This is a genomic window from Streptomyces sp. NPDC059499, from assembly GCF_042749285.1.
In the GTDB taxonomy this organism is placed as follows: domain Bacteria; phylum Actinomycetota; class Actinomycetes; order Streptomycetales; family Streptomycetaceae; genus Streptomyces.
Genome location: NZ_JBHYTT010000025.1, coordinates 65,635 through 76,887, shown reverse-complemented (window position 1 = coordinate 76,887; position 11,253 = coordinate 65,635). Strand labels below are relative to the sequence as shown.

The following is an 11,253-nucleotide window of genomic DNA, read 5'->3' as shown; positions in this document are numbered from 1 at the left end:
TGGGCTTGGTACAACCTTCCGTGTGTGTTGTGGGTCACATCTTGTGTGAGCAAATCGCTCTCCGAGGTGTAAGGGGGAAATATGATGATGACGCGTAGTATCGCGGCGGCTGGGGCGTTGACTGCTTTGGCGGTGGGTGGCACGACGGTGCTGAGTGCGTCTGCTTCTGCTGCGCCGAATGTGACGCCGCGGACGGTGTGTGGCAGTGCGTACAAGACCGTGAACTCGGTTCCTGTCGGTTCGTTGGGGACGGTGTACCTGACGTACAACCCGACGAACGGCAAGAACTGTGTCGCGACGATCCGTAGCAACCCCGGCGCGGTGAAGAACATGTCCACGTACATCTACGTTCCCGCGACCGACGAGTGGGCGGGCGACTACGGGAACTTCACCTCGTACGCCGGGCCGGCCTACGTCTACGGCCGGGGCTACTGCGTCAGCTGGGGCGGCAACATCGACAACATCTACGTGTCGGTGGAGAACTCCAACTGCGCTGCCCTGAGGGAGCGCCGGGTCACCGAAGTCCGCTGACCCGTCACTGCACCGCCCGCGAAGTTCCCGCGCCACCGCCACCGTCATCCAAGCCTGGCCCCGGCGAACACTGCGGCTGACGGCTGACGGCTGACGGCTGACGGCTGACGGCTGACGGCTGACGGTTGACGGCTGACGGTTGACGGCTGACAGCTGCCAGGCAGCCGTCAGCCGGCGGCGGTGGCGTGGGACTTCGCAGTGTGCTTGGCCGCAGCCCGCCGATACGGGCCCGGCCCGGCGATACCCGAGAGGTGCCGCGGCGAGGACCGCCCCGCGGCCCGCCGCCCCACCCTCCCCGTCCCGTTTCGGCTCTCGGTATGCGACTGCGCCGGAGCGATCCTGATGTGTCATCACGCCCGGATCAGGCTGCGTGGCCTTCGCGTTGCCCCCGAATCCGGACAAGATCATGTGCGGGGGCATCCTGACCGTCCCGTCCGGTCCCGTGGTCCGGACCTGTCCGGTCCGGTCCCGTCGCTCCGTGCGGCCTGGTCCGTTGGGGTCGCGGCGTGGGTGCGGCCCGTTTCGTGTACCGCAAGCAAGATGAAGGCGATCGGGGGACTTCTCACCGGATCGGCATCGAGCTGTTCAAGGCTCAGCTGGTGTAAGTGGGGTGGTGCGTCTCCCGCGGGGTGGCCGTCCGCCTGCGTTCCGGGGCGGGGCCTGTGGAGCGCGTTTCGCGTTGGTCGGGTTGCGGGTGGGTTCTGCCCGGTGGTGAGGTCCAATGCACTGGCTGTGACGCCTAACCCTTCATCCGTCGCCCCTTCCACCCTTCGCCTCTTGCGCTTTTCGTCCTTCGTGCCCTGTGGCTACGACACGGGGCGGTCGCTGGTCGGTGCTTGCGTAGTGCGGGGGTCGGATCGGTTCACTGTCGGTTCTGCCTGCCCTGCTCGTCGTGCATGCCGTGTATGCGTGTGGCGGGCGGTCAGGTATCCGGGCTGGCTCTGGTGTGCTGGGTCAGGTGTTCGGCCGCCGGGGGAGGAGGGCAGGGTGTTGGTGCAGCGTTTGGCGGCGGGTTGACCTGGGCGGAGCTGGAGAGCGTGCTGCGGACGGCTCTGTCCGGTGACCGGGCCGTCGGCCTCGACATCACGATCTTCAACCCCCGTCTCGACCCCGACGGGACGATCGCGGCCCGTCTCACGGAATGTTTGCACCGAGGACTCTCGGCACGGACCGGCATCAGGCTGTGCGCAGCTCGGCGAGTCCCTGCTCGAGGTGGCGGCTGGCACTTGCCCGCGCGCCGTTGACACTCCACGACGGTGGCGGGTGCTGTTCCCACAACGAATGAGAAAACATGTTGGCTGGCTGCCGGCGAGCTGCAACGATGCGTCTGTTTCCCAGGCGGAGGACATTTGTTCGTTTTCGTGTGTGCGGGATGCGGCGCCGAGTTGACCACCCCGCTGTCCCAGGTCTCACTGCCAGTCCACGCCCGTCAGAAGTACGGGAACGGGGCCCAGCTTCCGGTGCTCATGGAGTCCGGGACGTTCGCTGTCGACCCGGATCCCTGGGGAGGGCCGTGGCGGATGTGGGACGAGATCGATCCGGGTGAGGCGGAGGCACGCGGCATCTACGCGCCGGTGTACGCCCTGTCCGACAGCACGCCCGGGGCGAGTGTCATCGCGCCCGGTGATATCCGTGGAACCCGGCTGATTCCTGAGAAACGCGGCGGTGCCTGTTGCGGCCTCGACGGAGCCGACGGGCCCAACATGGCCTGCGAGACATGCGACCTTCCCGTGGCGACCAGGGTCGACGACTGCTCGCTCTGGCAGGCAGTGCGGCTCAGCCCGGACGCCGTGCACCGCGTCCCCGTTGACGGTATCCACGCTGCGCCCCTCTCTTGGTCGGAGCTGGCAGAGAAGGGGGAGAGGACGTCCCCGTTCGAGCCGATTGCCACGTGGGGAGGACGGATGGGGTCGAACCACTACTGGTCGTGGAGCCCGCAGTGGGAGGCGGCAGCCGGCCAGGCGCTCGCCCACCTGCTGGTTGCCTCCCAAGGGCAGCCAGTGAAGGTCCCGGGCGGTCTGACCGCAGACGTGTTCCAACGCACGCTCGACGCCCTGCTGCCCGCAGGCCCCCCGAAGCGGCGCGCCATCCTGGCTGGACCGGGACAGCCCTCCTCCGAGGCGGGCGTCGACATCCTCCTCGTACCGGTCCATCCGCAGACAGGTCAGACCTGGACCCCCGCCAGCCCCACTGCGTCGGCATACCTGGTGCCGCTGCCGCTGGGGGTGTGGCTGTGGCTGGTCTCTCCCCAGCCCTACTTGCCGGTTCCTGCGTCAGGTCGCATACCCCAAGACGTACTCCGCGACGACCCTCTCCCGCTGCTCCCCAACTACCTGTTCCGGGCCGACCGGGAAACGTTCCTGCACACTTTGGTCCGGCTGTCGGCCGCGCGCAGCCTGTGGGTGCGCACGATCGTCGAGAACCTCACGCACAGCACCTCTTCCAACCTCTTCTAGACGCTGTTTCCTGGGTTGTGTGCGGTGCCGGATGATGAGGGTTGTGTGGCTGATGGTTGCGGGGTGGATGTATCCGTGTTTGCCATAAGCGAGTGGCTACGGCCCGGGGCTCCGATGCCCGCCCCTTACTGGAGGGCTCCTGTGCGGTGGCCCTCGGTGAGCAGTGCTTTCACCAGTTGTGGTTTCACGCCTGGTGCGAGGAATGTGAGGGGTTTGGTGGTCTGGTTGCGGTGGATCTCGATGCGGTGGGCTCCCATGTAGAGTTCGATGACCGTTGTCTGCTGGATACCGGTCACGTCGCTCCAGGCCACGGAGTCGGTTACCCGGGCGAAGCGGTTGGTCACGGCTATCCCCTCCGTCAGGAGGTAGCACCGGTTCGTGCCGAGCCGGGCGGTCAGCAGGCGCCATCCGAATGTCATGGTGTAGGCCGCGATCACCACTGCCGTCGTCCAGGCGAGGTTCCCGTCGACCTGGTCGGGGGTGAACACGGTGAAACCGGCCATGAGGACCCAGGCGATCAGCAGGAATCCCCGGAGTATCTGCAGCAGGGTGCCCGTGAACGGGGTCATGAGGGCGTGGTCCCCTCGGATCGGACCGAGGCCCAGTCCGGACACGCGAGTGTGCATGATTCCCCCATCGGCCTGATCCGGTCCGGGCCCTGACGTGTGGTCGGCAGGGGAGGGCATACCCCTGTGCACGAGGGATCGAACAGGGTTGACCTGGATCGTGCCGGCTGGTCCCGGCGCGGGGGCGCGGAGGGCGGGGCTGGCCGTCGTGGTAGTCGCGGGCATCACTGTGTACGTGGCCGCTGTCTTCCTGCTCACGCCCAGTGGCGTCGGCGAAGCCGAACAGATGGCCCGCTGAACCGTGGCCTACGAGCTCGCCGCCTACCAGGCCCCCCTGGACACGGTCCGGGTTGCGGCGGCCGCAGTACTGGAACCGACGACGCGGGCTGAAAACGCAGGGCGGACGCCGACGACGATGGGACGATTGCGAGCTGGGCCGGGTCGGCCCGCCCCGTCAGGATGTGGGCGCAATGGATCGTGAGGTGGACGGCTACCGGGGTTCGGCGAGGAGCAGTACCGGAAGCGCAGCACCATCGGGAGGGCCGTCAACAGGCTGAAGAACTCCCGTGCCGTGGCGACACGTTACGACACGCGTGGCTACGTCTTCCTCGGCACCGTCACCGCAGCCGCCCTCGTCATCTGGCTCCGCACCTGACCGATGCCAGGACCTCAACTCACCGAGGCGCCCGGCGCCAACACCGAGCCCGCTGCCGCAAGGAAGTCCTCAAGGCCGATGACACCGCTGCCGCTGCCGTCGTCCCATTCGATCAGGAGCCCGGAGAGGCCCTCGTTCCAAGACTCCGGCGTGTCAGCGTCATTCTCAGGGCCGGGATGCCACTCGACGCAGCCCTCGCCGTGCCGGTATCGGAGATACAGGTACTGGCCGTCCGCCGTCCAGGCATCCCACTGCGACGGGTATGCGGGACATGTCTGGACAACCCGCGTCAGCTTCCTACCCTCATCCGTACTCATCCGACGATGGTCGCGCAGCGCCCGGCGCCCGGCAATTCGACTTCCAACCGCCGCCACAGGCGCCTCGAGCAGCAGCCAGACGCACGCCGTCAGTGATCGGCCGGACAGTGCTTAGTCGGTGAGGTTTTTGGTGGTGCGTATGTTGCTGAGGGTGAGTGCGAGTGGTGCGAGGAAGGCGAGGATGCAGCCGGTGAGGAGGGCGTTGCGTGTGCCGAGGGTGTTGGCGGTGATTCCGCCGAGGAGTGCGCCGATGGGTAGGGCTCCCCAGGTGAAGAAGCGGACGGAGGCGACGACGCGTGGTAGGAGGTGTGGGGGGGTGACGGTTTGGCGGTGTGTGCGGGTGAGGATGCTGAGGATGGTGATGCCGGCGGCGAATCCGGCTTGGCCGAGGGCGAAGGTGGGGGCTGTCCAGGGTGTGTGGGCGAGGGGCATGCACAGGGCGGTGACGGCTCCTGCGGTGGTTGCGGCGAGCACGGTGCGTGCGGTGCCGGCCTTGGCTGCGAGGCGGGTGGTGATCGCGGCGCCGGCGAGGGCTCCTACGCCGTCCGCGGCGAGTACGAGTCCGACGGTCCCGGCGGGTAGGCCGGCGGTTCGGATGAGGAAGACGGGTGCGAGGGCCAGGACGACGCCGGAGGAGAGGTTGAGGGCGGTGGATGCCATTACGCAGGGGCGTATCACCGGGTGTTGCAGGACGAATCTCAGGCCTTCTTTGATCTGTGTGGTGAAGGGTTCGTGGCTGGGTGCGGGTGGGCGGGTTTTTTCTTTGGGGATGCGCCACAGGAGGGTGGCGGACAGCAGGTAGCTGACGGCGTCGGTGAGGAGGCTGGTGGCTGCGCCCAGTGTCTGGACCAGGAGGCCGCCCAGTGAGGGGCCGGCCAGCTGGGTTGTCGCCATGGTTCCGGAGATGAGGCTGTTGCGGGCGGTCAGTTCTTCCTTGCTGACGATCTGGGGGAGGTAGGCGGTGTTGGCGACGTCGAAGATGATGTTGGCCAGGCTGATGAAAAGTCCGACCAGGACGAGTTGTGTGAGTGTCAGCATGTGCAGCCAGGCTGCGGCGGGGACTGAGGCGATCAGGGCGGCCCGGGCGAGGTCGGTGGTGACTTGCAGCCGGCGCATCGGGAAGCGTTGCACGATCACGCCGGCCGGCAGTCCGATGAGGACCGCCCCTGCGTAGCTGGCGGCGGTGATGAGTCCGACGCCGAAGGCTGATGCGTCCAGGACGACGAGGGCGGTCAGCGGGAGGGCGACGGCGGTGATTCCGGATCCCAGGCTGCTGGTGCCCGAGGCGGCCCAGAAGTACCAGAATCCTGAGCGCGACGAGGAGCCGCTTTTCGGCGGCGTGTCGGTCTGGGGGCCGATCGTCATGACAGGATTCCAATCTTTGTCTTCGGACCCGGAGATGATTCGGCGTGACCGGTGCCTGCGTGCCGTCCGGCCGTGCGAACTGCCGGACGAACAACCACCCGCTCCGGGGGAGTTCGCAGAAGCCCCCCGGGTTCGCAGAGGCCCTGTGTCGCAGAGGCCCCGGGTTCGCAGAGGCCCTGTGTCGCAGAGGCCCCGGGTTCGTCGAGGCCCTGTGTCACAGGGGCCCCCGGGTTCGTGGAGGCCCCGGGTTCATGGAGGCCCCGGGTTGGGCCCCTTCTTTCTGTGTGGCTGGCAGTTCTTTGGTGGAGCCGGCACGCCCTAATGCTCCGGTTCGGTGCGGGGCGTCGTGTGCGGGTGGCGGGGCGATGACAACGGTCGTGTTGGGGGTGACGGTTCGGTGCGTAACCGCGGCGGGGTTCTTTTCCCTTGCGGCCGGTTCCGGCTCGGTGCGGATGCCGGGAGGGGTGGAGGAACGGGTGGTGACAACGTCACCGGTCGTTTCTCGGGTCTCCGCTGACGTCAGCCCGCCCGCCCGCCCACCCGTCCGCTTCTCGCCGGGACGGTGACCGCGCCGTGCCGGGTTGTGGAAGACCGGGAGAGCCGTTCGAGGGGGATGCTTTCGGATCGGCACGGGCCCGGGCGTTCGCACCTGCCCGGTTCCGCGTGTTCGCACCTGCCCGGTTCCGCGTGTTCGCACCTGCCCGGTTCCGGGAGGGCGCACCTGCCTGCTTTTGTGGTGTGCGGGTGTGTGGGTGGGCTTGGTGGGGTGGGTTCAGACTGCGGTGTTCTGTGGGCGTGCTCTGAGTTGGAACTCCAGGTGGGAGACGGCTTTTTGGGCGGCGGCGAGTGCGGCGTCGGCGGTGTCTCCCAGTGCCCGGGCGGATGCCAGTCGCGAGTCGGAGTCGGCGAGTGCGCCGATGGTTGTGCCTGGTTCGGCGAGTACTTTCACCTCGGTCACGTCCGTTACGGCTGTTGCTTTGTCTGTTCCGGTGACCGCTTCGAGGGTGCCTGTCGTCTCGAGTGAGGCGAACCAGATCGCCGAGGCCCGCTTGGGCCGGTCCGTGGAGTTGAGGGCGGCCCGGATGTCCGGCAGGACCTGCTCGCCCAGTGCCTGGCGGGCGGCGTAGTCGTTGAGGTCGACACCGGTGGCGTCCATGGTCAGGTCGGGGATGCTGTCGCCGCCCACGCGGACGTGTGTCTCGATCAGCCGTGGGCCGCGGCCGGTGAGGACGACCTCGGTGTGCGTGGGTCCGTCGCTCACGCCGATGGACTTGAGTATCCGTGTCACGTACGTGTTGATGTCCCGGCTCTGTTCGATTGTGAGGTCGGCGGGTGATACGTGGCCGAGTTCGACGAACCTCACCGGGTCGGAGTACTTGCGGGTGATGCCTACCACCTCGTGTTGGCCGTTCTCGGAGAACGCCTCGACGCTGAACTGCGGGCCGTCGAAGAATTCCTCGACCAGCACGCCCGTGCCGGCCAAGCCGGGATCGCCTTCGCCGGCCCATGCGAAGGCGCGCTCCAGTTCGCTCTCGGAGGTGACCTTGCTGACTCCCGCGCTGCCCGCACTGGTCACCGGCTTCACGATGCAGGGCAGGCCGTGGCTGCGTACGAAGGTGCGCAGCTCGTCGAGGTCGTTCACCCGTGCCGAGGCTGCGCCGTCGATGCCCTTCTCGCGCAGCCAGGCGCGCATGGCGGCCTTGTCGTGGGCCAGGTTCACGGTGTGCGGGCTGTGTGCGGGCAGTCCCAGGGTTTCGGCGATCGCCGCGTAGGGGAACTGGTCCAGCTCGCCGAACGAGGCGATGCGGGTGAACGGATCGACCTTGTGCACGGCCATGGCCAGGTCGATCCATTCCTGCTCGGGGGCCTTGTTGCGCAGGCAGATGACCCGGGCGTTCTCGTCGGGCTCGCGGATCCGGCCGATGTAGGTGATGTCGCAGATGACCGTGGTGCGGGTCCCGGGCCTGGCGCGGCGCAGGCGGGGGGGAAAATCACGACCGGGGCCGACGACGAGTATGTGCTCGGACATGGTCTGTCTCCTGGGTGACGGGTGTGAGGTGGTGGCCAGGCCTGTGTGAGAGCCGCGTGGCGGCCAGGAAAACGAAACGAGGGCGCCGGGCGTCGGGTGTTCCGGGGCCGAAGGGGGCCGTCCATGGCCGGCCCGGGCACGGGAGCCGGACGCGTGCTGTCCGGCGTGAAGAACCCAAAAGGCTCTGCGGAACTGCTGGACGGGCTGCGGAACTGCTGGACTGCGGGTCTACGGGGCCGGGGAACTGCGGGACTGCGGGATTGCGGGGCTGTGGGTTCAGGGGTGGCTTGTGGGTGCTGGCGGGTTTCGGACCCGGCAGCCCGAAAGCGCTCGGCTGCGGGGTGTCAGCCGGATGTGTGGCGGGCGCCGCCCTCGACGTGGATCGTCTCGCCGGAGATGAAACCCGCACGCAGGAGCCACATCACCGCTTCGACGACATCGTCGCTCTCGCCGTGGCGTTGGACGAACGTCTTGGCCGCGCTCTTGCTCAGCAGGGCGGCCTTCTTGTCACCGAGGCGATCCCATGCCCCTGAGTCGACGACACCGGGCGAGACGGCATTGACCCGTACCGGCGCGAGATCCGCCGCCAGGTGGCGTGCGGCGTACTCGACGGCACCGTTGGTGACTCCCTTGACGAGTGATCCGGGCCCGGGGCGCCAGCCGACGACACCGGAGAACAGCACCATCGACCCGGCCGGCCGCAGCACCGGCGCGAAGTGTTTGGCCACCAGCATCGGGCCGATCACCTTCGCGGTGAACGCGGCCAGCAGCTTGTCCCGGTCCAGCTCGGTCGCGCGGACATCGTGCGGCGCCGAACCGGTCGTCACGATGTGGTCGATGCCCTCCTTCAGCCGGTGCGCCGCGGCCGCGAGCGTCGACTCGTCCTGCAGATCGACCCGCAGCGCCGTCGCGCCGATCTCGCCCGCCAGCCTTTCGGCCGCAGCCAGATCGCGGGCACCGACGACCACGTCGTACCCGTCCTTCACCGCACGCCTCGCGACAGCCGCGCCGAGCGCCCGCGCACCGCCGATGACCAGGATCCGTTCCATGTGTCCCTCTCCCTCTCGTACGATCGGGTACAACGGTATGGATTTGATACCGGTATCTTCAACGAAACTGGGAGCAGCGATGGGGACGGCGTACAACGTGATGGCAGCGACCTGCCCGAGCCGCACGGTGCTGCACCGTATCGGCGCCCGCTGGACCGTGTTCGTCGTCAACGCCCTGGACGGTGGACCTCGTCGCTTCAGCGATCTGAAGGGGCATATCCGGGGCATCACCCCCAAGGCCCTGACCGAGACCCTGCGCTCCCTGGAAGCCGACGGTCTGATCAGCCGCCACGAGTACGACGAGAACCCGCCCCGCGTCGAGTACGCCCTGACACCGCTGGGCCGCTCCCTGCTCATCCCGCTGCGCGCCGTCCGGCTCTGGGCCGAACAGCATGTCCCGGACATCGAGGTGGCCCGGGCCCGCCAGTCGGTTCACTGACCCATGAGCCGGCCGCGGGCCTGAACCCGGCGCCAGGAACCACCACCCGCGACGCGACGCGACGGGACGGGCCGCACCGCGGCGTAAGGCTGCCCGGCGTTACCGGGCCGGGCAGGGGCCGGTGTCACCCAACACCGGTGTCCGGACCGCCGGGCCACCCGCCCGTCCGCCGCCCGCACCCATGAAAATGATGGGGCCCCCTTCGGGCGCGAGGACAAGGCCGGTCGCACACCGGCCCCGCTCCCTGGGCGCGGGTGTCGCGCAAGGGCACAGCGGTGAACGGGAAGGCCCGCAACCGGGCGGGGTTCACCCCGCGGAGCATGTCAGCGTCACGCGGACCCGTGCCACCACGCGCCACCGCCCGCGTACCCGTTCGAAGGATGTCGATGACCGCACACCACCGGCCGGCCCCGGCCTTCGCCCGCGCCCAGGACGGCACCGCACTGGCCTACCAGCACCAGGGGCAGGGGCCACCGCTGGTGCTGCTCGCCGGGCAGGCCAACGACCACCACTGGTGGGACGGTGTGCGGGAGGACTTCCACACCGTGCGCTCCACCGTCACCCTGGACCTGCGCGGCACGGGCGACAGCGACAAGCCCGAAGGGCCGTACTCCATAGGGCAGTTCGCCGACGACGTCATCGCGGTCCTGGACGCCCTCGGTATCGTCCGCGCCGACGTGTACGGCACCTCGATGGGCGGCCGGGTCGCGCAGCGGCTCGCGATCCGCCACCCGGAGCGGATCCGCCGGCTGGTCCTGGGCTGCACCTCCCCGGGCGGCCCGCACGCCGTGGAACGCGACGCATCGGTACGCCGGTCCCTCGCACAACCGGACGCGCAGAGCGTACGCCGGGTGCTGGCCGACCTGATGTACTCGCCCCTGTGGCGGGCCACGCACCCCGGCCCCTACCGCACCCTCGGCGACCCGCGGATGCCCGCCCACGCGCGCCGCGGCCACCTCATTGCCAGCAACGAGCACGACGCCTGGAGCGAACTGCCGCGCATCACGGCACCCACCCTGATCCTCCACGGCGACCAGGACCGGCTGACCCCGCCGGACAACCTCCCGCTGCTCGCCTCCCGTATCCCCGGTGCCCGCACCCATCTCTTCCCCGGTGCCCGGCACGCCTACTTCGAGGAGTGCCGGCAGGAGGCGGGGGAGCTGGTGCGCAGGTTCCTCGTCGAGGAGGGACGGCCGGTGAGCGGCACCGCCCTGTAACCGGCACACACGCCGGTCCACCGGACCGTGATGCGGTGCGGGCCGCGCACACGACGTGGCCGGCGCTGACCTTCGGTGTGCAACGGGGGGCTCGGCGGGCAACGCCGGGGGGCCGGTCGGACGGTGCTGTGTGCCCCCGGCGATCCGGCTGCAGGGATTTTGCGCAGAAGGCAACGGACACCTGTGCCCGAGCCCGGGTTACCTGAGGGTGGTGCGCGCATCGTGACCGGGGCCCCGGCCGTGGAGAAGGCGGTTCGGCCCCGGGCCGTTCAGGAAGCGAGGCCGACGTACTGGGCGTAGAGGGCGGCCTGGGTACGGTGGGTCGCGCCGATCTTGAAGTAGATGCTGCTGAGGTGGTTCTTCACGGTCTTCTCGGATATGTCGAGCCGTCGGGAGATGAGCCGGTTGCTCAACCCCTGGGCCAGCAGGCCGAGTACGCCCCGCTCGCGTGCGGTCAGGGCGGGGCCGGCAGGCGGGGCCGCCTCCTCCGGGCCGGTCAGGCCGACGTCCTGGGCGTAGAGGGCGGCCTGGGTGCGGTGGGTCGCGCCGATCTTGAAGTAGATGCTGCTGAGGTGGTTCTTCACGGTCTTCTCGGATATGTCGAGCCGTCGGGAGATGAGCCGGTTGCT

12 protein-coding genes and 1 pseudogene are annotated in these 11,253 nt (G+C 68.7%); 7 read left to right on the top strand and 6 right to left on the bottom strand.

What is annotated here, in order from left to right:
* The first annotated feature begins 81 nt into the window (after nt 1-81).
* The 3 genes from ACFW9O_RS35115 (at nt 82) to ACFW9O_RS35105 (ending at nt 2,987) form a co-directional block, all read left to right on the top strand.
* Nucleotides 82-531, top strand: coding sequence for a spore-associated protein (locus tag ACFW9O_RS35115; protein ID WP_384615085.1), 450 nt, complete (start codon nt 82-84; stop codon nt 529-531).
* Nucleotides 532-1,427: 896 nt separating this feature from the next.
* Nucleotides 1,428-1,775, top strand: a complete 348-nt coding sequence (locus tag ACFW9O_RS35110; protein ID WP_384615084.1) for an arginase family protein — start codon at nt 1,428-1,430, stop codon at nt 1,773-1,775.
* Between the two features lie 105 nt (nt 1,776-1,880).
* The gene (locus tag ACFW9O_RS35105; protein WP_384615082.1) at nt 1,881-2,987 is read left to right on the top strand and encodes a hypothetical protein; all 1,107 of its coding nucleotides are present in this window, start codon (nt 1,881-1,883) and stop codon (nt 2,985-2,987) included.
* Between the two features lie 125 nt (nt 2,988-3,112).
* Here the strand turns inward: ACFW9O_RS35105 and ACFW9O_RS35100 are convergent, their stop codons facing one another.
* On the bottom strand, nt 3,113-3,556 hold the full coding sequence (locus ACFW9O_RS35100; RefSeq protein ID WP_384615080.1) for a hypothetical protein: 444 nt from the start codon (nt 3,554-3,556) through the stop codon (nt 3,113-3,115).
* A 145-nt stretch (nt 3,557-3,701) separates the two neighbouring features.
* Between ACFW9O_RS35100 and ACFW9O_RS35095 the strand changes: the two genes are divergently transcribed.
* Nucleotides 3,702-3,851, top strand: coding sequence for a hypothetical protein (locus tag ACFW9O_RS35095; RefSeq protein WP_384615078.1), 150 nt, complete (start codon nt 3,702-3,704; stop codon nt 3,849-3,851).
* Nucleotides 3,852-4,034: 183 nt separating this feature from the next.
* A pseudogene (locus tag ACFW9O_RS35090) lies at nt 4,035-4,208 on the top strand (IS5/IS1182 family transposase); the annotation flags it as partial.
* A gap of 14 nt (nt 4,209-4,222) precedes the next feature.
* On the opposite strand, the gene ACFW9O_RS35085 reads toward ACFW9O_RS35090, so the two are convergent.
* The 4 genes from ACFW9O_RS35085 to ACFW9O_RS35070 all read right to left on the bottom strand — a co-directional run bounded on the left by ACFW9O_RS35085 (nt 4,223) and on the right by ACFW9O_RS35070 (nt 8,968).
* Complete coding sequence (locus ACFW9O_RS35085) at nt 4,223-4,525, bottom strand: hypothetical protein (RefSeq protein WP_384615077.1); 303 nt, start codon at nt 4,523-4,525, stop codon at nt 4,223-4,225.
* A gap of 111 nt (nt 4,526-4,636) precedes the next feature.
* Nucleotides 4,637-5,890: an MFS transporter gene (locus ACFW9O_RS35080; RefSeq protein WP_384615076.1), complete on the bottom strand. Its 1,254-nt coding sequence runs from the start codon at nt 5,888-5,890 to the stop codon at nt 4,637-4,639.
* A gap of 772 nt (nt 5,891-6,662) precedes the next feature.
* Entirely contained in the window at nt 6,663-7,919 is a 1,257-nt protein-coding gene (locus tag ACFW9O_RS35075; protein WP_384615074.1) for an ATP-grasp domain-containing protein, read from the bottom strand.
* Between the two features lie 344 nt (nt 7,920-8,263).
* The gene (locus tag ACFW9O_RS35070; RefSeq protein ID WP_384615072.1) at nt 8,264-8,968 is read right to left on the bottom strand and encodes an SDR family NAD(P)-dependent oxidoreductase; all 705 of its coding nucleotides are present in this window, start codon (nt 8,966-8,968) and stop codon (nt 8,264-8,266) included.
* 79 nt (nt 8,969-9,047) lie between these two features.
* Here ACFW9O_RS35070 and ACFW9O_RS35065 point away from each other — a divergent pair, with 79 nt between their 5' ends.
* Entirely contained in the window at nt 9,048-9,407 is a 360-nt protein-coding gene (locus tag ACFW9O_RS35065; protein WP_351166340.1) for a helix-turn-helix domain-containing protein, read from the top strand.
* A gap of 386 nt (nt 9,408-9,793) precedes the next feature.
* The gene (locus tag ACFW9O_RS35060) at nt 9,794-10,624 is read left to right on the top strand and encodes an alpha/beta fold hydrolase (protein ID WP_384615070.1); all 831 of its coding nucleotides are present in this window, start codon (nt 9,794-9,796) and stop codon (nt 10,622-10,624) included.
* A gap of 269 nt (nt 10,625-10,893) precedes the next feature.
* Here ACFW9O_RS35060 and ACFW9O_RS35055 read toward each other — a convergent pair.
* Nucleotides 10,894-11,253, bottom strand: a 360-nt coding sequence (locus ACFW9O_RS35055) for a LuxR C-terminal-related transcriptional regulator (protein ID WP_384615068.1), incomplete at its 5' end; no start/stop codon positions are given.

Bases quoted from the DNA above. Each gene is read 5' to 3' on its own strand.
- ACFW9O_RS35115 (WP_384615085.1), top strand. From the start codon at position 82: ATGATGATGACGCGTAGTATCGCGGCGGCTGGGGCGTTGACTGCTTTG.
- ACFW9O_RS35110 (WP_384615084.1), top strand. From the start codon at position 1,428: ATGCCGTGTATGCGTGTGGCGGGCGGTCAGGTATCCGGGCTGGCTCTG.
- ACFW9O_RS35100 (WP_384615080.1), bottom strand. From the start codon at position 3,556: ATGACCCCGTTCACGGGCACCCTGCTGCAGATACTCCGGGGATTCCTG.
- ACFW9O_RS35085 (WP_384615077.1), bottom strand. From the start codon at position 4,525: ATGAGTACGGATGAGGGTAGGAAGCTGACGCGGGTTGTCCAGACATGT.
- ACFW9O_RS35080 (WP_384615076.1), bottom strand. From the start codon at position 5,890: ATGACGATCGGCCCCCAGACCGACACGCCGCCGAAAAGCGGCTCCTCG.
- ACFW9O_RS35075 (WP_384615074.1), bottom strand. From the start codon at position 7,919: ATGTCCGAGCACATACTCGTCGTCGGCCCCGGTCGTGATTTTCCCCCC.
- ACFW9O_RS35070 (WP_384615072.1), bottom strand. From the start codon at position 8,968: ATGGAACGGATCCTGGTCATCGGCGGTGCGCGGGCGCTCGGCGCGGCT.
- ACFW9O_RS35065 (WP_351166340.1), top strand. From the start codon at position 9,048: ATGGGGACGGCGTACAACGTGATGGCAGCGACCTGCCCGAGCCGCACG.
- ACFW9O_RS35060 (WP_384615070.1), top strand. From the start codon at position 9,794: ATGACCGCACACCACCGGCCGGCCCCGGCCTTCGCCCGCGCCCAGGAC.